This is a genomic window from Gilliamella sp. B2838 (assembly GCF_026536185.1).
GTDB lineage: Bacteria > Pseudomonadota > Gammaproteobacteria > Enterobacterales > Orbaceae > Gilliamella.
Genome location: NZ_JAFNOO010000009.1, coordinates 67,327 through 91,361 on the forward strand (window position 1 = coordinate 67,327; position 24,035 = coordinate 91,361).

Genomic DNA, 24,035 nt, shown 5'->3' on the forward strand with positions numbered 1-24,035 from the left:
AGGTAATAAAGTCGTTTATTTTCGTAATAATTTACGTAACATCTGTATTAAAGATTCTTGTTCTTGGCTATCTAAAACTTGAGCAAAAGCCCGGATAGCTTTGAGATGATTGGGTAATGCGTTATGAATAAGTTTAATGCCAGCATCAGTTAAAGCGATCAGACGTGTACGGCCATCTTCTCCACTTTTGCTCATTGATATTAAAGGGCTTGATGCTGCAAGCATTCGCTTGACCATAATTGAAACGGTTGCCGGTGTTACGCCTATTCGCAATGCTAAATCGCTGGCATTAGTTTCGCCTTCAGAATAGAGCGACATTAATAAAGCAAACTTGCCTTCAGATACACCATAATCTTTGGTTAACTGTGCATAAATATTTGCTCGAATTAAATCTGCTGTGGTGATCAAGCTTAATACTAGATCCACACCCGAAACGTCAACAACATCATCATTAAATCTTTGCGCTCGTGCTAAAGTTTCACGAGATGGTAGCATTCTTGAATTGTAATTCAATTATCATTACTCAATTTATTTAGTCGGCTAATTATACAAATTTCACTACAATTATCAATTAATTTTTTACACGCTTTTTAGTGTCAAATATTAGCAAGTTTTGTTAAATAATTAGATTTTACGGATAAGATCTCACCACAAGTATGTGCTTACTTCACTTAACATAATCCTTTAGTTAGGATTATGTGGATTTTAAGTAAAACATCTTGCAGTTAAAATCTAAATTATTGTGTTCGTTTGTGTATCGATTGATGGCAATTCCCTCTATTTGTTCAGAGGGTTTATGGTTTTAAATAGCGCTTATAAATCAAGTTGGCGTATCCACATCATCCCAATCAGCATTTTCAAAATTGGTTAGCCAGTTTAATGCGTAATGGCGTTCGTAAATCACACCGCCGTTAATTGATGCAGGAAGCGCCTTATCCTCACGCCCGTATTCTCTTGTTAACCAATGTAAACGATAATGTAAATCTAAAGCATCCAATATTTCACTCACTGGTCTTAAATTGACAGACTGATTTGGTTGTTGGTTATAGTTCATTGCTTGATTAACTAAATCAGATGAATCACATACAGTATCTGCAAAAGGTAACTGAGATTGCCACTCAATTGCCCATTGTAAAGCTAATAAAGCTTCATATCGCCAAGACTTATTGATTACATCTTTTTGTTCTGGTTGCTTACTGTGGATAAACGCTCGTTCATTATCGGATAGAGCAGCATAACCGATCGGGCAACGCTGTTTAAACTCATCAGGATCGATGGGGTCGTTTTCATAAAAGCCTTCTGCTTGAATGCAACATATCATCAAAGCTAAAGCTCGATGGGCTATCTCGTCAGGCGATCTTAATACTACTTCAGATTCAGCAACGACAGGCGGTAAACTGGTGGGAACGTTTATACCAAGTTCTTTTAAATATTGTTCTGTTTTTGCTTTACGTTGTTTTGCATCTAAAGGATAAGGCATGGTGGCATTTTTATCAAACTTGCCATAAGGATCTTGCAACACATCGCCGTCAGGGTTACGAATAGTATTGTCATATAGATAAATAATTACGTTAGCTCGCCAGCCCCAATCGGCGAACTGATCAAATTTATCTTCGTCAATTTCAATACTAAACAGATGTCGTACTCTTTGTATATGACGATATAAAGCATAACGACGAGAATTCATTTCTCCGTCTCCTGCGTTCATCACAAAACCGATAAAATCATCAAGGTGATCGGGAAGTTCAGATGATTCTAAGCTTAGTTGATTAAGTAGTTTACACGGAAAATCAATAGCAGGTGGATTGGTGAGGGTTGAGTAAGCAGTAATTAATGTAGACATTTTAAACTGACCTTATCTTAAATTTCATGTATATAGAAGTATAAAATTTATCATAATAAAAATAAGTTTTTTATCAACTAATTAATTAATTTATATTAATTAATAAAAGGGAACATTTTATTTATGCAACGAGGTTAAGTCATACTTGGCTTTTTTATTGAATTTACTGTTTACAATATAAACAACCTGCTATTATTTTTCTGACTTTAAAATTTAGTTTTGTTAGAGACTTTTGATGTCTACTTTTTACGTATTTTACTGACAATTTAATAACGAATATCTTGATATCATCTAATTGATGATACGGTATTTTATTTAATGTCATTGTGGTTAAAATTTGATGGCTTTTCAGTTTAATTAATCAAGGATTAAGCTTATCGGTAAATATACTGCATATTCTTGTTATCTGATTAGAGTAAGTAAAAAAGTGAAACTAAGCTATTTCACTTGAAAACCAAGAGCGGTTATAATTGATACATGACAGCGTAGCTTTATTTTTACCGCGTTAAGACTCAATAGTATTTGATAATAAATATCGTAAAAGAAATAATCATTTATCGTTATTCTAAGTTGAAAAGTGTATGCCTCTGATCTTTTTTGTAACTTTTTGCGATCTTTTAGAAATCAGAGCTTGCAACAAGGATAAATTTTGCGTAAAATTCACGCCCTATAAGATTAATCAATGCAGACATATATTTTAAATCAAGTAATCGTCTGCTTTTTATTGCGGAGTTAAGTATGTACGCAGTTTTCCAAAGTGGTGGTAAGCAACACCGAGTTAGCGAAGGACAAGTCGTTCGCTTGGAAAAAATTGAAGTCGAAACCGGCGCAGAAGTTGTTTTCGATAAAGTTTTAATGGTAGCAAATGGTGAAGACATCAAAGTTGGTGCTCCGTTTGTTGAAGGTGCAACAATTAAAGCAGAAATTGTTGAACACGGTCGTGGTGACAAGGTAAAAATTGTTAAATTCCGTCGTCGTAAACACTATCGTAAACAACAAGGTCACCGTCAGTGGTTCACTGATGTGAAGATCACTGCAATCGCTTAATAGGAGTATCGAACAATGGCACATAAGAAGGCTGGTGGTTCATCACGTAACGGTCGTGATTCCCAAAGTAAACGTTTAGGTGTTAAACGTTATGGTAGTCAAGAAGTTCTTGCTGGTAATATTTTAGTTCGTCAGCGTGGAACGCAATTTCACCCAGGTACTAATGTAGGTTGTGGTCGTGACCATACCTTATTTGCTTTAATTGACGGACAAGTAAAGTTCGAAGTTAAAGGTCCTAAAAACCGTCGGTATGTTAGTGTCGTTGCTAACAGCTAATTAGAAACGGTTTAAAAAAAATTATAGAAGCCTCACAGTTATTGTGGGGCTTTTTTCATTTCTTAAATTTTATATAATATTATCTATTATGATAAAACAGCAAAATGTAAAATTAGGTTTTGCATTAGCCATGTTAACGGCAGTTATGTGGGGCATAGTGCCAATTGCAATGAAATATGCATTAGCCGTTGTTGATCCATTGACTTTAGCGTGGTCTCGGCTAGGGATGTCTGCGATTGGAATTACGATATGGCTTGCTTATAAAAAGCAATTTCCTAATTTAATTATGTTTAAAAAACGTCGCCGTTTTATCTTATTAATGATTGCTGGGTTTGGTTTGCTCGGTAATTTTGCGTTATTTGCTAGCGCTGTTCAATATCTGTCGGCGACAACTGCGCAAGTTGTTGGCCAAACCGGTATTGTGATATTTATGATAGCAAGTGCTTTCATCTTTAAAGAAAGATTAAGACCAACCCAAATTATTGGTATTTTGGTATTGTTAACTGGTTTAGTACTATTTTTTAATAAAAATATTGCTGACCTTTTTTCTAATATGTCTACTTATGGTATTGGTGTTTGGCTGGGCTTGCTTGCATCTGTTTCGTGGGCCAGTTATGCTCTTGCGCAAAAGGTATTATTACGTAAATTGCGCGCAGAACAATTACTTTGGTTAATTTATCTAATTTGTACTGTATTTTTATGGCCACTTGCTTCGCCAAGTAAAATTGCTCATGCTGATGCAACACAATTATTTGCCATTATTTTTTGTGGTTTAAATACTATTATCGCTTATGGCGCATTAGTAATGGCTATGGAGCGTTGGCAAGCTGCTCAAGTTAGTGCTATAACAACACTCACACCGTTGTTTTCATTGATCTTCTCTGATTTATTTGCATTAATTTGGCCAGAAAAGTTTGCCATGCAATATTTAAATATTTTAGGTTATATTGGCGCAATATCGGTTGTTGCCGGGGCGATGTTTGCAACAATTGGACACCATATTTGGCAACCAAGAAAAGGTTTGCTGATTAACCGAAAAAAAGAGGAAAATTTATGAAATTTGTTGATGAAGCTACAATTCGAGTTGAAGCCGGAGATGGTGGCAATGGTTGTGTAGGTTTTCGTCGGGAAAAGTATATACCTAAAGGTGGTCCAGATGGTGGTGATGGTGGTGACGGTGGTGATGTGTTTTTTGTTGCCGATGAAAACTTGAACACCTTGGTTGATTTTCAGTTTGAAAAAAATTATCGCGCAGAGCGCGGACAAAATGGGCAAGGTTCTGATTGTACGGGTAAACGTGGTAAAGATATTACCGTTAAAGTGCCTGTTGGAACACGTATTACCGATAAATATACTGGTGAAATAATTGGTGATTTAACTCATCATCAACAAAAAGTCTTAGTTGCCAAAGGTGGCTTTCATGGCTTGGGAAATGCTCGTTTCAAATCGTCAGTTAACCGCGCACCAAGACAGAAAACCGATGGTACGCCGGGTGAAAAGCGGGATGTTTTATTAGAGTTATTATTACTTGCTGATGTGGGAATGCTTGGTTTACCTAATGCGGGTAAATCAACGTTTATTCGTTCAGTATCGGCAGCTAAGCCTAAAGTTGCAGATTATCCTTTTACAACATTAGTACCGAGTTTAGGTGTGGTTAGAATGGATAACGAACAAAGCTTTGTGGTTGCTGATATACCTGGGTTGATTGAAGGTGCTGCTGAAGGGGCTGGGCTTGGAATTCGCTTTTTAAAACATCTTGAACGATGCCGGGTATTAGTCCATTTAGTTGATATTGCACCGATTGATGGTACTGATCCTGTTGAAAATGCAAAAGTGATCATTCAAGAACTCCATCAATATAGTGAAAAACTCGCCAGTAAACCACGCTGGTTAGTGTTTAATAAAATGGATGTATTAGGTGAAGAAGAAAGTGCTAACCGAGCCGCCGAAATCGCGAAAGCACTTAATTGGGATGATAAATATTATTTGATTTCTGCGGTCAATCATGAAGGTGTAAAATCTTTGTGTTGGGATCTGATGGAATATATGAATGCTCACCCACGAGAAATTGAACAAGAAGAAAACTCACCCGAAAAAGTTGAATTTATGTGGGATGATTATCATCAACAAGCTATGGACGATGCTTTTGATGACGATGATGATTTTGACGACTGGGATGAAAGTGATGAGGAAGGCGTCGAATTTATTTACCAAAAATAGATGTTGATATGCATTTTTTATTCTTTACAAAATTTAATCTCTTACAAAAAAGCAGGGTTATGCTCTGCTTTTTTAACTGTTTTTTCTAAATATTCTTCATTGTCAAAATTAAAAACCATTGAGTTTGAAAGTTTTTTTACCCTTTTTTTGAAAAAAGTCAAAAATAATGCTTGATTTTAGTAATGAGAATTATTATCATTAATTTGTACTTTGTTAGAGCGTCGCAAGACTTCTGAAAAAGTATGACATTGCTCACATTGCTTCCAATGTTTGCCAGCCTAGCACTAACTAAGCTGGCTTTTTTCATTTAGCACTAAGCTAAATCCGTTTTTTGTATAACTAATAAGCCACTTATTATTGTGCGCTATTGCATTTACTCCATTAACCAACAAAGCCAAATTTTAAAATAATGTATTAAATTCTAATACACTATTTAGAAATATCATCTATAAATGTTGTGACATCGTTAAATAGAGATCAAAAAATTCTATATAATAAATAATGCTATTTTTAATTAGACCCAAGGCTATAGACTTTTTAGGGTATGAGTTTTATTAGTTTTATAAAAATAGCGTTGAATCAATGATATACAATCATTATGCTCAATTCAAATAATTGTTGGGATAGAATTAGCAATATCTATTGATTAATTATATCAAATAAAATCAATAATGCTGCACTGCCGCCAAATTCTTTGGGGGCTTGATGAAAACAGATTATATGCGGATGCTGGGCTAACCACATTGGTGTTTGTTTTTTTAAAATATTCTTACCATGACCATACATAATACAAGCGCAGTGTGCCCCTTCTTTTAAGCAGGCTGCGATAAGGGCTGCTATTTCCTTTTTTGCCTCTTGTTGGGTTAAACCATGCAAATCTAAAAAAAATTCGGGATCGTAAAAACCTCGTCGTAATTTCTTAAGTTCAAATGGATCGGCATTTTCTCGTATATAACGAATTGGGTCATCTTGTAATAGTGGTTGATAGGTGTCAGAAAAATAGAACTCAGCATGACCTTTTTCATGTTGAAGTTTTTGTGTTTCCATTATTTTTTGTGACCGTTTTTGCGGTTGATGAATGACAGTATCTTGTTTTAATTGTTTAGTATGACCAATACTACTTTTAAATAAGTTTATATCTTCGTCATCCAATGTATATTTATTTGTCATTGATTATCACTCAGGGTAGATTTTTTCTTTAAATTCACATAAATCTTCAATAACACAAGAGCCACATCTTGGTTTTCTAGCAATACAAGTATATCGACCATGTAAAATCAGCCAGTGATGGCAGTTTAGTTTGTACGCTTTAGGTACAACTTTTAACAGTTTTTCTTCGACTTGCTCTACGTTTTTACCGGGTGCAAAACCAGTCCGGTTACATACACGAAAAATATGGGTATCAACAGCAATTGTAGGCCAACCAAAAGCTGTGTTAAGTACTACATTAGCGGTTTTCCTGCCAACTCCTGGCAGTTCAATTAATGAATCAAAATTTTCTGGCACTTGACCTTGATATTTATTGACTAATATCTGGCAAGTTTTAATGATATTTTCGGCTTTACTATTATATAAACCGATGGTGCGGATATAACTTTTCAACTTATCAACACCCAGTGCTAATATTTGCTCGGCCGTGTTAGCAACAGCAAATAGCGGTTTGGTTGCTTTATTAACACTAACGTCAGTTGCTTGAGCAGATAATACAACAGCAATAAGTAATTCAAAGGGTGTTTGATATACTAGTTCTGTTGTAGGATCTTTAATATGTTCTTTCAGTCTTTCTAGAATCTGAATTCGAGTTGATTGTTTCACAAACTAATTATAATCAAAAATAGTGGAATGTTGGGTTAATATTATATACTTTATTTGGACTTTATCGGTAAGTTAAATTGCGTTATTTAAAATAAATATAAGCAATACTATATGACTATTAGCCAATAGTATAATGTTTATAACGGTTTGCTATTGATTTTTTATTGATTCAAATACCTAAATAGCCTGCTTTTTAGCATCGTCTTTTTATGATAAGCTACCCCACTATTTCAATTTCATAATACAAGGTTTTTTATAAAAATGTCGTTACCAATGATTGTCACCTTTAGTGTGTACATTTTAGGGATGATTGCGATCGGTTTTTTTGCGTTTCGTGCAACGCAAAACTTTGGTGATTATATTCTCGGTGGGCGTCGTATCGGTAGTGTTGTGACAGCACTTTCAGCCGGTGCTTCTGATATGAGTGGCTGGTTGTTAATGGGGCTTCCCGGTGCCGTTTTTTTATTCGGTATATCTCAGAGTTGGATTGCTATTGGTTTGATAATCGGTGCTTATCTAAATTGGTTACTCATTGCTGGCAGGTTACGTGTTTTTACCGAAATTAACCATAATTCTTTAACATTACCAGACTATTTTGCTCGACGATTTGATGATAAGAGCTCTTTACTTCGTATTATTTCGGCAGTAATTATTCTGATCTTTTTTACCATTTATTGTGCTTCTGGTGTCGTTGCTGGCGCAAAATTATTCGAAAGTACATTTGGTATGAGCTATGGTTGGGCAATGTTAGCTGGCGCTGGTGCGACTATTGCCTATACTTTTATTGGGGGTTTTTTAGCGGTGAGCTGGACTGATACGATTCAAGCTAGTTTAATGATGTTTGCCCTGATTTTAACCCCAATTATGGTTATAGCTAATGCAGGTGGTTTTAATGATGCTATTGTTCATATTGAATCACTTAATCCCGATTATATAAATATCTTTGCCCATATGGACTTTATCTCTATTATCTCTTTATTAGGATGGGGATTAGGTTATTTTGGTCAACCGCATATTTTAGCAAGGTTTATGGCTGCTGATTCACATGAGGTAATGAAAAATGCTCGTCGAATTAGTATGACATGGATGATTTTATGTTTAGTCGGTGCCATTACGGTTGGTTTTTTTGGAATCGCCTATTTTGCTAATAACCCAGATTTAGCTTACTTAATTAATAATGGTAAGCATGAACGTATTTTTATTGAGCTATCAAAATTACTGTTTAATCCTTGGATTGCTGGTATTTTACTTGCTGCAATCTTAGCTGCAGTAATGAGCACGTTAAGTTGTCAGCTACTTGTTTGCTCAAGTGCTTTAACCGAAGATTTTTACCGTGCCTTTTTAAGACCAAACGCTAAACAGCGCGAACTTGTTTGGGTGGGGCGTATTATGGTGCTATTGGTTTCGGTTATCGCTATTTTATTAGCAATAAACCCTAATAACAGTGTACTTGATTTAGTTAGTCATGCTTGGGCAGGATTTGGCGCAGCTTTTGGACCAATTATTGTTTTTTCTGTATTTTGGTCAAGAATGACACGTAATGGTGCATTAGCGGGAATGGTGATTGGTGCAATAACCGTGTTGCTTTGGATCAATTTTAATTGGTTTAACCTTTACTCACTTATTCCTGGATTTTTATTTGCATCTATTGCCATTGTGATTGTTAGTTTATGCGATAACAGACCTAACGAAGTTGTGGCAGACCATTTTAAACAGGCGTATAAACGTTTTCATAATAAAGCAGAATAAAATTTTTATTTAAAGTAAACTCTAAACGTAACAAAATATAATAGGTAAATATCATGACAAAAAATGTGATCAAACAACTGCAAGAGCGTGGACTGATTGCTCAGCTTACTGATGAAAAAGCACTGGTAGAACTCATAGAACAACATCCCATTGCGCTTTATTGTGGTTTTGATCCTACTGCCGATAGTTTGCATCTTGGTCATTTAGTTCCTTTACTTTGTTTAAAACGCTTTCAATTAGCTGGCCATAAACCGATAGCTTTGGTCGGTGGCGCAACGGGTTTAATTGGTGACCCGAGTTTTAAAGCCGTTGAACGTAAACTCAATACAGAAGAAACAGTTGTTGAATGGAGTGAAAAAATTAAACAACAAGTATCACCATTTTTAGATTTTAATTGTGGTGAAAATGCCGCCATTGTTGCCAACAACTATGATTGGTTTAGTGGTATGAATGTGCTCACTTTTTTACGTGATGTTGGTAAGTATTTTTCAGTCAATGCTATGATTAATAAAGAATCAGTGAAGCAACGTATTGACCGCGATGAGCAAGGCATTTCATTTACTGAGTTTTCTTATAGTCTATTACAATCTTATGATTTTGCGTGCTTAAATAAATCTCACAGTGTCGTATTACAAATTGGTGGCTCAGATCAATGGGGAAATATTACCGCAGGTATTGATTTAACCCGCCGTTTACATCAAAAACAGGTATATGGCTTAACTGTGCCATTAATCACAAAATCTGACGGAACTAAATTTGGTAAAACAGAAAGTGGTGCTGTTTGGCTTGATCCGAAAAAGACTAGTCCATATAAATTCTATCAATTTTGGATTAATACGGCTGATGCTGATGTATATCGCTTCTTAAAATTCTTCACTTTCATGCCATTAAGTGAAATTGATGCACTGGAAGAAGAAGACAAAAATAGTGGCGTTGCACCAAGGGCTCAATATGTATTGGCAGAGGAAGTGACTCGATTAGTGCATGGTGAAGAGGGGCTAATTGCCGCGAAACGTATTACCGAAAGTCTTTTTTCAGGAAAATTGAGTGATTTATCGCAAGCAGATTTTGAACAGTTAGCGCAAGATGGTATGCCAACACTATCAATTGAAAGTGATGCTGATTTACAACAAGCAATCGTTAATGCACAGTTTGCACCTTCCCGAGGTCAGGCCAGAACCATGATAGAATCAAATGCCATTTCGGTAAATGGAGAACGTAACTCAACAATTGATTACCGTTTTACTGATAGCGATAAACTGTTTAATCGTTATACTTTACTGCGTCGTGGTAAAAAATATTACTGTTTGTTAATTTGGGGATAATCGAGTGAAAAATATTTTATCGATCCAGTCACATGTGGTATTTGGTCATGCTGGTAATAGTGCGGCTGTATTTCCTATGCGTCGTATTGGTGTAAATGTATGGCCTTTAAATACCGTACAATTTTCTAATCATACACAATATCAACAATGGACTGGAACGGTAATGCCAGCATCGCACTTGACTGAGATTGTTGATGGAATTAATCAAATTCATGAATTAAAGCGGTGTGATGCAGTTTTAAGTGGATATATGGGTTCGCCAGAACAAGGCAATGCAATTATTGAGGTTGTTAAAAAGGTCAAAACGGTCAACCCAAATGCGATTTACTTTTGCGATCCTGTGATGGGACATCCTGAAAAAGGTTGTATTGTTGCGCCCGGTGTTGCTGAGTTTTTATGTAATACCGCTTTATCTGTTGCTGACATGATGGCGCCTAACATTCTCGAATTAGAAGAGCTAAATGATAAACAACACATTAGTAATGTTGATGAAGCAGTTATTGCTTGCCGAAAAATTTGTAATAAAGGTCCTAAAGTTATTTTAGTCAAACATTTAAGCCGAGCAGGCTATAACAAAGATAATTTTGAAATGTTACTAGTTACACAACATGAAGCTTGGCATATAAGCCGTCCATTAGTTGATTTTGGTGTTAAACAACCGGTTGGTGTTGGTGATATGACAAGTGGATTATTTTTGGCGAATATATTACTTGGAAAATCGCTTGTTGAGGCATTAGAACATACCACTGCTGCGGTATATGCAGTGATGCTTGAAACTTTAAAACAACACGAATATGAATTACAATTAGTTGCAGCACAAAATGAAATTGAAAAACCAACTCATTGGTTTCGTGCAAAAAAAATTGATTAATTATTAAAATATGTAAAAATAAAACTAAATTGCGTTTAACAAAATAAATGAGGGGATAATGGATACTATATCATTAGGAGAAAAACTTTCAGATTTAAGGGAAAAAATGGGGTTAACTCAAGATGATATCGCCAATAAAATCCATGTCCGCAAAACGATTATTGAAGATATTGAAACCGGACAGATAATTACAACCCCCCTCGTATTTGTTAAAGGATATATTCGTTCTTATGCTGAACTTGTTGGTTTATCCGCTCAAGAGTATCAACCTTATATTGATCAGCTATCTGAGCAATATCCTTCCCAACAAAAGAGTAATTATCAATGTAATTATAAGCGTAAACGCGGAAAAGGAATCTGGTTTATGATTATTTTTGTCATTTTATGTGCATTAGGTATCACTCTATATTGTGTTAATAAAGCAAATAAAAGTAATTTTGTTGAAGTTAGCCATTATATTTCTCCCTCGACGTCTAACCATGTTAATAGTTAGCAAATTTTGTTATTCTCATACAGACTTTTGCTTTAAATCTTGTTAAGATTACTGGCTAGTTATTTTGTAATATAATTAGGCAGGTTATGAGTCATCAAGATTCACCGATTATTAGACGAGAATCTACAAGGATTTATGTTGGCAACGTACCTATAGGTGGTGGTGCGCCTATAGCAGTTCAATCGATGACCAATACTCGTACAACTGATGTTGCCAAAACAGTTGCTCAAATACAAGCACTTGAACGCGTAGGTGTTGATATTGTGCGAGTATCAGTTCCAACTATGGATGCAGCTGAAGCGTTTAAATATATTAAACAACAGGCTAAAGTTCCACTCATAGCTGATATTCATTTTGACTATCGTATTGCTTTAAAAGTTGCTGAATATGGTGTGGATTGTTTAAGAATTAATCCAGGTAATATTGGTAATGAAACCCGAATTCGCTCGGTTGTTGATTGTGCAAAAGATAAAAATATTCCGATAAGAATTGGTGTTAACTCGGGTTCTTTAGAAAAAGATATTCAAGAAAAATATGGCGAACCGACACCTCAAGCAATTGTTGAATCGGCGATGCGGCATGTGGATATACTCGACCGGCTTGGATTTGAACAATTTAAAGTAAGCGTTAAAGCATCGGACGTTTTTACTGCGGTAGATGCTTATCGATTATTAGCGAAGCAAATTAAGCAACCCTTACATTTAGGTATAACTGAAGCGGGGGGCGTGCGTAGTGGTGCGGTAAAATCGGCAATAGGGTTAGGTTTACTACTGTCTGAAGGTATTGGTGATACGCTTCGTGTATCGTTAGCAGCAGACCCGACGGAAGAAGTTAAAGTCGGATTTGATATTTTAAAATCGTTACGTATACGCGCAAGAGGCATCAATTTTATTGCTTGCCCTACCTGTTCAAGACAAGAGTTTGATGTAATTAACACTGTAAATATATTAGAGCAACGATTAGAAGATATTATTACTCCAATGGATGTCTCTATTATTGGATGTGTTGTCAATGGCCCTGGTGAGGCACTTGCGTCGACAATGGGCGTTGCTGGTGGACATAATAAAAGTGGCTTTTATGAAGATGGTGTGCGTATAGGTCGAATTGATAACGAAAAAATGATTGATGAATTAGAATCCAAAATTCGAGCCAAAGCCTCGATTTTGAAAAACCGAATTGTAGCAACTGAATTATAATTTTATTTAATAGCGAATAAACGAATGGCAGAGAAAAAAATCCAATCAATACGGGGAATGAATGATTTACTCCCAGCAGATAGTGCAAGTTGGCAACAGATAGAAAAAATTGTCAAAGGTGTTTTAAATAGCTATGGCTATAATGAAATAAGAACCCCCATTGTTGAAGATACAGCACTCTTCAAAAGAGCCGTAGGTGAAGTAACTGATATTGTTGAAAAAGAGATGTATACTTTCAACGATCGTAATGATGAAAGTATTACCTTACGTCCAGAAATAACGGCTGGTTGTGTACGTGCAGGTATTGAGCATGGGATGTTTTATAACCAAGAACAGCGCCTTTGGTATTTAGGTCCTGCTTTTCGCTATGAAAAACCGCAAAAAGGACGATATCGTCAATTTCATCAATTTGGTGTTGAAGTATTTGGACTTGAAGGTCCCAATATTGACGCTGAACTGATATTGTTAACTGCACGCTTTTGGAAAGCCTTAGGTATTGAAAAACATACTTCTTTAGAATTAAATTCAATCGGTTCACTTGAGGCAAGAGCGAATTATCGAAAAGCTTTAGTTGACTTTCTTGAGCAACATAAAGATAAATTGGATGAAGACTGTTTACGTAGAATGTATACTAATCCACTAAGAGTCCTTGATTCAAAAAATCCAGTAGTACAAGAGTTGCTTAACCAAGCGCCAAAATTATTTGATTATTTAGATGACGATTCTAAGCAGCATTTTGAAGGCTTATGTCGATTGTTAGATAATGCAGGAATAAAATACAATATTAATCAAAGATTAGTTCGCGGCTTAGATTACTATAATCGTACTGTTTTTGAATGGGTAACAAGTAGTTTAGGTGCGCAAGGGACTGTTTGTGGTGGCGGTCGTTATGATGGACTGGTTAGCCAACTCGGTGGGCAACCTACGCCAGCAGTAGGATTTGCGATGGGGCTTGAACGTTTAGTATTATTAGTTCAGGCGGTAAATCCATCATTTACGCAAGAAAACGCGATTGATATCTATATGATTTCATCAGGCGATGAAAAAACGATTTCAGCGGCACAATGTATTGCAGAACAATTACGCGATGGATTACCTAACAAACGAATTGTGACTAATTATGGATCAAGTAATTTTAAGAAACAATTTGCGAAAGCAGATAAATTAGGTGCTAAAATAGCCGTCATTATTGGCGAAAATGAAATTGCAAACCAAACAGTTACGATTAAAAATTTGAAAACAGGTGAACAAATTGAAGTTGCAAAGGCCAACATTGTTCAAACTTGTTTAGCAATAGAATAAGGAAAATAGGAGAAAAAAGTGAGTCATCAATTAACGAGTGAAGAACAATTTTCGATGATAAAAGAATTTCTTGCTAAGACATGGAAAATTATTGTAGCAGTTATCGTAATTGGATTATTAGGCTTTTATGGATGGCGTTACTGGCAATCTTATAAAGTGAATCAATCGATAGAATCATCAGATCGATATGAGCAATTAATTAAAAAGTTAGATGAGACAAAATCCGATTCTGTCAATGAATTAGTTGCCTTTGCTAAAGATAATGATACTGTTTATAGTGTGTTTGCTAATTTACGTGCAGCTAAGTTTTATGTTGATGTATTAAAAGATTATGCTGGCGCGCAAACATTGCTAACTGATTCGCTGAAAAAGACTGATGCAGAACCGATAAAATCGCTCATTTATGTTCGTATTGCTCGCTTACAAAATCAGCAAGGTCAATATCAAGATAGCTTAAATTCGTTAACGAATATCACTGAAAAAAGTTGGGCGCCAATTGTTAACGATCTGCGTGGTGATATATTAGTCAAATTAGAGCGTTACAGTGATGCAGTTGATGCATATAATCTCGCTTTAACTTCGGGACCAACTAAAGAGTTAGAAACAAATATCAAAATGAAGTTAAATCAAGCTGAATATTTAAAAGCTAAACAACAAGTTGAACAAGAAGAACAAGCTAAAACTGAGCAGAAAGCTCAGACACAACAAGCAACAACAGAACAAAATAAAAATTAATTTATCCTGCTATAAGGGTCTTTAAAATGAAGTTATCAAAATGTTTTTTTACCGGTGTTTTAATGTTCTCACTTGCTGGATGCTCGTTATTTGGTGGTGAAGAAGATGTGGTTCAAATTTCACCATCACCGACAGTCAACAATCAATTTCCTATTCAACAAATTTGGCGAAATAGTACATCAGGTAATACGCAAATTTACTCTTTATTAGGGCCGATTAATTATGATAATGCTATTTATGTAGCGAGTCGTAGTGGTCAGGTAAAAGCCCTTGATGTATCAAGCGGTAATACGATTTGGGATATCAATTTATCACAAAGTACCTTATTTAGCAGTAAAACAGCTTTATTTTCTGGTGGCGTAAGTGCAGATGATAATTATGTATATGTAGGCAGTGAACGAGCAGTTGTTTATGCTTTAGAACGCAATAGTGGTAAAGTGGTTTGGGAAAAACCGGTGAAAGGTGAAGTCTTAGCGCGCCCTGTATCTTCAGAAGATAAATTAATCATACATACTGCTAACGGTGTACTACAAGGACTTAATCGTAACACTGGCGATGAATTATGGGATGTGTCTTTTGATGTTCCTGCTTTATCTTTAAGGGGGAATTCAACACCAACTATAGCTCATGGTGCTGCAATTGTCGGTGATGATAATGGACGTGTTGATGCTTACTTTATTAAAGATGGACAACTTATTTGGCAGCAGCGTATTTCGCAACCAACAGGTTCAACTGAAATTGCAAAATTGAACGATGTTGATTCCACACCAGTTGTTGAAGGCAATCTTGTTTATGCTGTAGGGTATAATGGTAATGTTGCTGCATTAGATTTAAGTAATGGTCAAGTTGTATGGAAAAAACAAATTGGCTCAACGCACAGTTTTGCAGTTGATTCCCATCAACTATTTGTTGTTGATCAAGATGACAATATCCAAGCTATCACTAAAAATGGTGGGGCTGTCGATTGGACTCAATCCAGTCTTTTACATCGTCAATTAACCGATCCTGTTGTGTATCAAAATTATATTGTTGTGGGTGATTTTGAGGGTTATTTGTATTGGCTAAATAAAGACAATGGTGAAATTGTTGCTAAAACACAAGTAAGTAGTAGTGGATTAATCTCCCGACCATTAGTTGTGGACAATAAATTAATTGTCCAAGCAAAAAATGGTGATATTTACGCATTTACAAAAAATTAAGGTAATTAGATAAACATGATACCTGTAGTAGCACTAGTTGGTCGTCCGAATGTTGGAAAGTCGACTTTATTTAATCGCTTAACTCGGACTCGAGACGCCTTAGTCGCTGATTTTCCAGGATTAACTCGTGATCGTAAATATGGCCGAGCTGAGATCAAAGGTCATGAATATATCGTGATTGATACCGGCGGTATCGATGGCACAGAAGAAGGGGTTGAAAGCTTTATGGCTGAACAATCCCTACAAGCAATTGAAGAAGCCGATATTGTGCTTTTTCTGGTCGATGCTAGATCGGGTGTTATGCCTGCTGATCATGCTATTGCCAAGCATTTACGCTCACGTCAAAAAGCGACTTTTTTAGTTGCTAACAAAATTGATGGTATTGATGTCGATACTGCTGTTTCTGACTTTTATGGCTTAGGATTAGGTGAAATTCACCCCATCGCGGCTAGTCATGGTCGTGGCGTAACCTCATTAATCGAAACTGTCTTAGATCCAATTTTTCAATTTGAATCAGAAGAAGCAACTGAAGTTAGTGTTCACAATGAACTAGATGATTTACCTGAATCATACGATGATTTAGGTGATGAAACCGAATCATTGATTAATCAGCCAATTAAAGTAGCTATTGTTGGTCGTCCAAATGTTGGTAAGTCAACACTAACAAATCGTATTCTAGGTGAAGAGCGCGTTGTCGTGTATGACATGCCCGGCACCACTCGTGATAGTATTTATATCCCTATGACCCGTGATGAGCGCGAATATGTTGTGATAGATACTGCTGGTGTTCGTAAGCGTGGCAAGGTGACAGAAACCGTTGAAAAATTTTCTGTTATTAAAACACTACAAGCTATTGAAGATGCCAATGTTGTGATTTTAGTCATTGATGCTAGAGAGGGTATATCTGATCAGGATTTATCACTCCTTGGCTTTATTATTAATAGTGGGCGCTCACTTGTTATTGCGGTGAATAAATGGGATGGCTTATCGCAAGATATTAAAGAACAAGTGAAAACTACGCTAGATGATAGACTGGATTTTATCGATTTTGCACGTGTTCATTTTATTTCTGCTCTCCATGGCAGTGGTGTTGGCAACTTGTTTGATTCAATTCAAGAAGCCTATGATTGTGCAACACGACGAGTTAACACTGCATTATTAACTAAAATTATGCAGATGGCTCAAGATGATCATCAACCACCTTTAGTTAAAGGGCGCAGAGTTAAATTAAAATATGCTCATGCGGGAGGATATAATCCACCGATCGTTGTGATTCATGGTAATCAAGTTGAAGAGTTACCTGATTCATATAAGCGCTACTTGATGAATTATTTTAGACGCTCATTGAAAATTATGGGATCACCTATTCGTATTCAGTTTAAAGAAGGTGCTAATCCATTTGAAGGCAGAAAAAATAGTTTAACCGCATCTCAACAACGTAAACGCCGTCGATTGATGAAACATGTTAGGGGGCGAAAGTAGTTTATGTCAGAGCAAGTTAGTATAGATGGTAAAGAGGGTTTTTGTCCTAAATGCCATTGTAAAATGCAAGTTGTTTCACCTCAACACTATGTCTGTTCTCATTGTAAGCAGCACTACCTTGAACAATACATTTGTCCCATTTGTCAGCAAAATGCTCAAATGATTAAAGGTTGTGGTGCAATTAATTATATTTGTCATACTGATGGTTTAATTGCTAGCAGTAAGGTGATATTTCACTATTTACCAGAGTAAAAAGACTTTATCTATATTAGAGTCATAAGAGGTTATTTTATGCGAATTATTTTATTAGGTGCGCCAGGCGCTGGAAAAGGCACTCAAGCACAATTTATTATGCAAAAATATGGTATTCCCCAAATTTCAACAGGGGATATGTTACGTGCAGCAGTTAAATCGGGTAGTCCACTTGGTTTGCAGGCTAAAGAACTAATGGATGCCGGTAAGCTTGTTACTGATGAGCTGGTGATTGCGTTAGTTAAAGAGCGTATTGCGCAAAGTGATTGTGCTAATGGTTTTTTACTAGATGGTTTTCCTCGCACAGTACCGCAAGCTGATGCAATGAAAGCGGCAGATATTGACATAGATTATGTGCTTGAGTTCGATGTTCCTGATTCAGTAATCATTGACCGTATGAGTGGCAGACGAATTCATGCACCGTCAGGACGGGTTTATCATGTTCGCCATAATCCACCAAAAGTTGAGAATATTGACGATGTTACTGGTGAACCATTAACTATTCGTAAAGATGATCACGAAGATATCGTGCGTAAACGTCTTGTTGAATATCATCAATTAACTAAACCTTTAGTGAGTTATTATCAGCATGAAGCTAAACAAGGTCATACGCAATATTTCCGTATTGATGGAACGCAACCTGTGGCAGAGGTCACTAAAGAGTTAGCTAAAATTTTAGGATAATTACGGGTTAACTAAAAGAGCAAGAAGTTAATTTTATCTTGCTCTTTTTGACATTATTTTGCAGCGTTAAGCGCTTGTTCTAAATCGGCAATAATATCATCGATATGTTCTATTCCGATAGATAATCTCACCATTTCTTGACTTACTCCGGCTTTTTGTAATTCTTCATCATTAAGTTGACGATGAGTTGTTGACGCTGGATGACAAGCAAGTGAACGTGTATCACCAATATTAACTAAACGCAGAATTAGCTTTAAAGCATCAATAAACTTAGCCCCAGCTTGTATGCCGCCTTTTATCCCAAAAGATAAAATTCCAGCCGGCAACCCCTTATCCATCTGTTTAACCGCTAAGTAATGCTCAGGGTGAGTATCAAGACCGGCATAGTTAACCCAACTTACTTGTGGATGAGATGCTAAATATCTAGCGACTTTTAAGGTGTTTTGACAGTGACGTTCAATACGTAAAGATAATGTTTCAAGCCCTTGCAGTAATAAAAAAGTATTAAATGGTGAAAGTGCCGCTCCCATATTACGCAATGGAATAACTCGACAACGCGCAATATAAGCAGCATCGCCAAAAGTTTCAGTATATGAAACACCATGATAAGAGGGATCGGGTTGATTTAACATTGGATATTTTTCCGGATATTTTTTCCATGGAAATTTACCGGAATCGACAATCATGCCACCTAAACTATTGCCGTGGCCGCCAATATATTTAGTTAATGAATGCACTATAATGTCGGCACCAAACTCAAAAGGACGACAAAGTGCTGGACTTGCTACAGTGTTATCGACAATTAAAGGAATGCCATGCCGATGAGCGATCTCTGCAAGTGCCGATAAATCAACAATATTTCCGGCTGGATTACCAATACTTTCACAATATAACGCTTTGGTTTTATCATCAATTTGTTGTTCGATAGCTTGAAGGTTATCATGCGGTGCAAACTTGGTTGTAATGCCGAAGTTAGGTAGTGTGTGAGCAAATAAATTATACGTTCCGCCATATAATTTGGAAACCGAAACAATATTTTCACCGGCAAATGTAATAGCCTGAATTGCATAAGTAATTGCGGCCATACCTGAGGCGACAGCTAATGCACCTATTCCTCCTTCGAGAGCAGCTATGCGCGCTTCCAGTACAGCATTGGTTGGGTTAGTAATACGTGTGTAAATATTGCCAGCGACTTTTAAATCAAAAAGATCAGCGCCATGTTGAGTATCATCAAAAGCATATGATGTTGTTTGATAAATGGGGACAGCAACAGCATGGGTGGTTGGTTCTGGACTATAGCCTGTGTGTAGAGCAATTGTTTCTGGTTTCATGTTAGAGCCTCATAATTATAATAATATAACAACAAGGCTCTATTTTGCGCAAAAAATCCTGAAAAGGTAAAGTGTTATAATACCATTCTTACGATATCAATATCACCTAACTCTTTATATAGATTCTCAATTTGATCAATGTGCGTTGCATTAATTGTAATTGAAACCGAATGATAATTACCTTTGCTACTTGGTTTAACTGAAGGTGTATAATCACCCGGCGCATGTTTTTGAATGACTGTCACCACTTTGTCAACTAATTCAGGTTTTGCTTCTCCCATTACTTTATACGTGAAAGAGCATGGAAATTCTAATAATTCATTTAATTTTGTTTTCTGTTGCATAATTTGATTTCTCAGTTAATCGGTATTTTTAATTACTAGTGTAATCTACTTTTTCTTATATATAGGCATTTTATGATTCTTCAAGTAACAAAAAATAAACATCGCTTTTTAAAGGCTCTAATTTGATCTATGATAATAAAATTCTATTATGACTTATAAAACATATCTTAACTATCAATCATAAGGCCATACAGCATGTTATCTCAGTCCAACAATAAAGAACCCTTTGGCACATTATTAGGTTATGCACCGGGCGGCGTTGCCATTTATTCTTCAGATTATGAAACATTAGATCCCGAACAATACCCTGATGATGCATCCTTTCGTAGTTATTCAGGATACGAATATATGGGCTATAAGTGGCAATGTGTCGAATTTGCAAGGCGCTTTTTGTTTTTGAATTATGGGATTGTTTTCACTGATGTTGGTATGGCTCACGAAATATTTTCACTACGCTTTTTAAGGCAAGTGGTTAATGAAGCTATTTTACCTTTACAAGCTTTTGCTAATGGTAGTAAAAAAATACCCGAAGCAGGCTCATTATTAATCTGGGATGATGGTGGCGTATTTGATAGAACGGGGCATGTTGCAGTTATTACTGAAGTATTTGATGACAAAATTAGAATAGCTGAACAAAATGTGATACATACGCGTTTACCTATTGGTCAACAATGGACGCGTGAACTTAAGATGACAGTAACAAATGAAGGTTATTTATTACACGATACCTTTGATGATACGAAAATTTTAGGTTGGATGATTCAAACAGATAAAACTGAACATAGTTTACCGCAACCTGAAGTAGCAAAACCCTTACTACAAATTCATAGTGCTCATATAACGAATAAAGAACAATTTGAAAAAAAATGGCTTGATGAGTCAGATCCTTTAGAAAGCACCTATGTGTTAGCCGCAGGCCATGCAATTAGTCATGATGATCATTATCGTTACTTCACTATTTCAGAAAGTGCTGAACAAGAATTAATCCGTGCGACGAATGAATTACATTTGATGTATTTGCATGCAACGGATAAAGTGCTAAAAGACGATCATTTATTAAATAATTTTAATATTCCAGAAATACTTTGGCCAAGATTAAGGCTTTCATGGCAACAGCGCCGCTATCAAATGATAACAGGTCGTTTAGATTTTTGTATGGATGAGCGCGGTTTAAAAGTCTATGAATACAATGCAGATTCTGCATCTTGTCATACAGAAGCTGGGCAAATTTTGGAAAAATGGGCGGTACAAGCTGAACTCAATATTGGTACTAATCCAAGTGCAGGGTTACTCAATTCGCTTGCTAACTGTTGGAAGCATAGTGATGCTCAAGCTTTTGTACACATCATGCAAGACAATGATAGTGAGGAAAATTATCACGCTTTGTTTATGCAAAAAGCCCTGACTTTAGCTGGTTTTAAAAGCAAAATATTACGAGGCTTAACTGGTTTAAAATGGGATAAGCAAGGGCAATTAGTTGATGATGAAAACAGGCAGGTCACTTGTGTATGGAAAACATGGGCATGGGAAACAGTATTAGAGCAGCTGCGACAAGAAAGTGAGGCGCAAGTTGCTGGCTTACCGATTCGTACTTGGCATCCTGAAAATGCGGTCCGATTAATTGACGTGCTTTTAAGACCTGAAGTCTCGGTTTTTGAGCCTTTATGGACAGTAATACCAAGTAATAAAGCGATTTTACCAGTGCTATGGTCATTGTTTCCTAATCATCGTTATTTATTAGAATCAACGTTTGAACTTAATGCAGATCTTATCAAAAAAGGGTATGCCATTAAACCTATTGCCGGTCGACGCGGTAGTGATATTGAATTAGTCAGTAGTCAAGAACAAACACTAGGCAAAACGGTTGGTCAATTTGCTAAGCAAGAAAATATTTACCAAGAGCTTTGGTGTTTACCTAAGGTCGATGATCGATATTTACAAGTTTGTACTTTCACTGTTGGAGGTCATTATGGTGGCGCGTGTTTACGTTCAGATCCCACTTTGGTGATAAAAGGTGAAAGTGATATGCAACCACTACGTGTATTAACTGATGAGCAATTTATGAAATAATTTCTTTGTAAAGAATTTTCAGGTTATAGTTATACCAGATGTAACAAGAATAGACATATTTTAGATAGGTAAATGACTATCACTTGATTAATTTATTTTTAATAAGTTCTCGTTGTTATTGACTAACCCTAGTCGACTAAAAAAATTCGATGAAAAACTTACACTATCATGTAGTGTGGTTATGTTTATAATTAGGTTTTTGTTGAAATTGATTGAGTTACATAAATATAATTAAAATAATGGGATAAAAAGGAATATATGGTAAATACATTACTTCGAAGTGGTGATATTAAAGATTTCAAAATGCTTGGGCATGATGGAAAAGCCGCTTATCTTGTTGCGGCGCAAATCCGTGAAATGTTTAGAATTAAATTAGGTAAACAATATGCCGATTGTTTAGCTATACCACAACGTAATGATCAAGGTAATATTATTGATTGGTACATTCCTTTTGAATCAGATCAACCTGATGGGCAATATGATATTGTACCTTGGACATCAGCGAGCGAATCAGAGCAAGAATCAGCTTTGATTTTACTCAAAGAGTTTGAACACAAAGTATTGAATTTTGGTAAACAGTTAGCAAGCAACCCTAATTTAGAAGGCGATCAACTGCTTTTTAGTCGCTTGATTTATGATCCCAACAATAAGAGTGATGACCTAGAACCCAATTTGATGGCAATTCGATTTCCAAGTAATCAATTTGTCTATATTGTTAACGGTAAACCTGTTATTACTTTTTGGGGATTTGTTTATCCGCAAACTGCGCAAGTCAATTCACCATTTTATTGTTTAGAATCATTCAAACAACCAACTCCATCAGCCACTCATACATTTACTGAGCCGGCCACTATTAACAAACCATGGTGGAAACGCTGGTGGCTCTGGTTACTTGCATTACTGCCTCTATTATTACTTTTATTGGCGATTTTTTGGCTTCGAGGCTGTTGGCAATCCCCTGTAGTATCGATTAATGCTGATTTAGGTAGAGATAATCATGTTTCTTCTTCTACTGTTACCGATGAAAAGCTGGAACAAGATAAAAAAGATCCTGAACCTACTGATAAAGTAATCGATAGAAACATTAAAGTGGTTAACGGAGTAACAACCAACGGTCATGATATTATTGATGCCAATGGTACCCGAGTGAATGGTGATGTTGTAGCTAACACCGTTAATCCTGTTGATTCCGCTACATTACCTAATGATGTTAAAGATGATAATAGTCTTAACCAAAACTCAGACACGTTAAATAAAGATGAGCAGGTTAATCATTCAGAAAAAGATAAAGTTGATAATCAAAATAATAACGATGATAAGTCGCCGACTAATGAACCTGATAAAAAAGATGAAAATAGCAAAGGATCAATTCCTCCCGATTTAGATGATGGTAAGCAAACAGGCACAGGAACTAACCCAGATCAAACTAATAATTTAGCTTTATCTCAAGATCAACTTAAACAAGGATCAACTAAATTTTTAGATGGTCAATGGTCTGTTGGAGGCGGTATTCAAGATAAAGCTACAGGCAAACCATTACAATTGAGTTATGACTTTAATGAAGGTAATGGTCAAGTTACCGTAACACGTAGTGATGGTGTTAAGTGTGTAGGTAAAGTAGAGAGCGGTATTAACAAGTCGAATTTAAATATTGCCAGCAATACTGAAGCAATGTGTAGTGACAATAGTAAATATCAATTACCAAAAATTCAATGTACGCCTGGTAAAAACAATCAAGCTGATTGCCAAGGGGTTTATGATAACGGGAAAACATTCCCAATTACTATGAAAAAACAATAAG

Annotated in this window: 23 protein-coding genes; 17 read left to right on the top strand and 6 right to left on the bottom strand. The window is 36.1% G+C overall.

Features of this window, described 5'->3' with window-relative positions:
- Nucleotides 1–15 precede the first annotated feature (15 nt).
- Complete coding sequence (locus J3U63_RS10135; protein WP_267333908.1) at nt 16–513, bottom strand: MarR family winged helix-turn-helix transcriptional regulator; 498 nt, start codon at nt 511–513, stop codon at nt 16–18.
- A 307-nt stretch (nt 514–820) separates the two neighbouring features.
- On the bottom strand, nt 821–1,843 hold the full coding sequence (locus J3U63_RS10140; protein WP_267333907.1) for a DUF4272 domain-containing protein: 1,023 nt from the start codon (nt 1,841–1,843) through the stop codon (nt 821–823).
- A 738-nt stretch (nt 1,844–2,581) separates the two neighbouring features.
- On the opposite strand from J3U63_RS10140, the gene rplU reads away from it, so the two are divergent.
- The 4 genes from rplU (at nt 2,582) to cgtA (ending at nt 5,386) form a co-directional block, all read left to right on the top strand.
- The gene (gene rplU / locus J3U63_RS10145) at nt 2,582–2,890 is read left to right on the top strand and encodes a 50S ribosomal protein L21 (RefSeq protein WP_025314436.1); all 309 of its coding nucleotides are present in this window, start codon (nt 2,582–2,584) and stop codon (nt 2,888–2,890) included.
- Nucleotides 2,891–2,905: 15 nt separating this feature from the next.
- The gene (gene rpmA, locus J3U63_RS10150; RefSeq protein WP_034915250.1) at nt 2,906–3,166 is read left to right on the top strand and encodes a 50S ribosomal protein L27; all 261 of its coding nucleotides are present in this window, start codon (nt 2,906–2,908) and stop codon (nt 3,164–3,166) included.
- A gap of 88 nt (nt 3,167–3,254) precedes the next feature.
- Complete coding sequence (locus J3U63_RS10155; RefSeq protein ID WP_267333906.1) at nt 3,255–4,223, top strand: DMT family transporter; 969 nt, start codon at nt 3,255–3,257, stop codon at nt 4,221–4,223.
- Nucleotides 4,220–5,386 carry an Obg family GTPase CgtA gene (gene cgtA / locus J3U63_RS10160; RefSeq protein WP_267371415.1) on the top strand — a complete coding sequence of 389 codons (1,167 nt, stop codon included), beginning with the start codon at nt 4,220–4,222 and terminating at the stop codon, nt 5,384–5,386. The genes J3U63_RS10155 and cgtA overlap by 4 nt, the downstream gene beginning before the upstream one ends.
- 639 nt (nt 5,387–6,025) lie before the next feature.
- Here the strand turns inward: cgtA and smrB are convergent.
- On the bottom strand, nt 6,026–6,556 hold the full coding sequence (smrB, locus tag J3U63_RS10165; RefSeq protein ID WP_267333904.1) for an endonuclease SmrB: 531 nt from the start codon (nt 6,554–6,556) through the stop codon (nt 6,026–6,028).
- A gap of 6 nt (nt 6,557–6,562) precedes the next feature.
- Nucleotides 6,563–7,201, bottom strand: a complete 639-nt coding sequence (gene nth / locus J3U63_RS10170) for an endonuclease III (RefSeq protein WP_065634495.1) — start codon at nt 7,199–7,201, stop codon at nt 6,563–6,565.
- A 255-nt stretch (nt 7,202–7,456) separates the two neighbouring features.
- On the opposite strand from nth, the gene putP reads away from it, so the two are divergent.
- From putP to adk, 11 genes are all read left to right on the top strand, one after another.
- On the top strand, nt 7,457–8,950 hold the full coding sequence (gene putP, locus J3U63_RS10175) for a sodium/proline symporter PutP (protein ID WP_416379599.1): 1,494 nt from the start codon (nt 7,457–7,459) through the stop codon (nt 8,948–8,950).
- Between the two features lie 53 nt (nt 8,951–9,003).
- Complete coding sequence (gene tyrS, locus J3U63_RS10180) at nt 9,004–10,275, top strand: tyrosine--tRNA ligase (RefSeq protein ID WP_218056882.1); 1,272 nt, start codon at nt 9,004–9,006, stop codon at nt 10,273–10,275.
- A gap of 4 nt (nt 10,276–10,279) precedes the next feature.
- Nucleotides 10,280–11,146 (top strand): pyridoxal kinase PdxY, encoded by an 867-nt coding sequence (gene pdxY, locus J3U63_RS10185; protein ID WP_267348795.1) that lies wholly within the window; start codon nt 10,280–10,282, stop codon nt 11,144–11,146.
- 58 nt (nt 11,147–11,204) lie between these two features.
- Nucleotides 11,205–11,639 carry a helix-turn-helix domain-containing protein gene (locus J3U63_RS10190; protein WP_065634499.1) on the top strand — a complete coding sequence of 145 codons (435 nt, stop codon included), beginning with the start codon at nt 11,205–11,207 and terminating at the stop codon, nt 11,637–11,639.
- Nucleotides 11,640–11,725: 86 nt separating this feature from the next.
- A complete protein-coding gene (gene ispG / locus J3U63_RS10195; RefSeq protein WP_065634500.1) occupies nt 11,726–12,835 on the top strand; it encodes a flavodoxin-dependent (E)-4-hydroxy-3-methylbut-2-enyl-diphosphate synthase in 1,110 nt (369 codons plus the stop codon).
- 24 nt (nt 12,836–12,859) lie between these two features.
- The gene (gene hisS / locus J3U63_RS10200; RefSeq protein ID WP_267371416.1) at nt 12,860–14,137 is read left to right on the top strand and encodes a histidine--tRNA ligase; all 1,278 of its coding nucleotides are present in this window, start codon (nt 12,860–12,862) and stop codon (nt 14,135–14,137) included.
- Between the two features lie 18 nt (nt 14,138–14,155).
- Nucleotides 14,156–14,872, top strand: coding sequence for a YfgM family protein (locus J3U63_RS10205; protein WP_267333899.1), 717 nt, complete (start codon nt 14,156–14,158; stop codon nt 14,870–14,872).
- Nucleotides 14,873–14,898: 26 nt separating this feature from the next.
- On the top strand, nt 14,899–16,071 hold the full coding sequence (gene bamB / locus J3U63_RS10210; RefSeq protein WP_267371419.1) for an outer membrane protein assembly factor BamB: 1,173 nt from the start codon (nt 14,899–14,901) through the stop codon (nt 16,069–16,071).
- A gap of 15 nt (nt 16,072–16,086) precedes the next feature.
- Nucleotides 16,087–17,553: a ribosome biogenesis GTPase Der gene (der, locus tag J3U63_RS10215; RefSeq protein WP_267348791.1), complete on the top strand. Its 1,467-nt coding sequence runs from the start codon at nt 16,087–16,089 to the stop codon at nt 17,551–17,553.
- Between the two features lie 3 nt (nt 17,554–17,556).
- Nucleotides 17,557–17,805 carry a zinc-ribbon domain-containing protein gene (locus J3U63_RS10220; RefSeq protein WP_267333896.1) on the top strand — a complete coding sequence of 83 codons (249 nt, stop codon included), beginning with the start codon at nt 17,557–17,559 and terminating at the stop codon, nt 17,803–17,805.
- Between the two features lie 39 nt (nt 17,806–17,844).
- Nucleotides 17,845–18,489, top strand: a complete 645-nt coding sequence (adk, locus tag J3U63_RS10225) for an adenylate kinase (RefSeq protein ID WP_267333895.1) — start codon at nt 17,845–17,847, stop codon at nt 18,487–18,489.
- A 53-nt stretch (nt 18,490–18,542) separates the two neighbouring features.
- On the opposite strand, the gene J3U63_RS10230 is transcribed toward adk, so the two are convergent.
- Entirely contained in the window at nt 18,543–19,820 is a 1,278-nt protein-coding gene (locus J3U63_RS10230; RefSeq protein WP_267371420.1) for a bifunctional O-acetylhomoserine aminocarboxypropyltransferase/cysteine synthase, read from the bottom strand.
- Between the two features lie 74 nt (nt 19,821–19,894).
- Nucleotides 19,895–20,164, bottom strand: coding sequence for a DUF493 family protein YbeD (ybeD, locus tag J3U63_RS10235; RefSeq protein ID WP_065634508.1), 270 nt, complete (start codon nt 20,162–20,164; stop codon nt 19,895–19,897).
- 195 nt (nt 20,165–20,359) lie between these two features.
- On the opposite strand from ybeD, the gene gss reads away from it, so the two are divergent.
- Nucleotides 20,360–22,234 carry a bifunctional glutathionylspermidine amidase/synthase gene (gss, locus tag J3U63_RS10240; protein ID WP_267333893.1) on the top strand — a complete coding sequence of 625 codons (1,875 nt, stop codon included), beginning with the start codon at nt 20,360–20,362 and terminating at the stop codon, nt 22,232–22,234.
- A 258-nt stretch (nt 22,235–22,492) separates the two neighbouring features.
- Nucleotides 22,493–24,034, top strand: a complete 1,542-nt coding sequence (locus J3U63_RS10245; RefSeq protein WP_267371421.1) for an SrfA family protein — start codon at nt 22,493–22,495, stop codon at nt 24,032–24,034.
- The last annotated feature ends 1 nt before the right edge of the window (nt 24,035 follow it).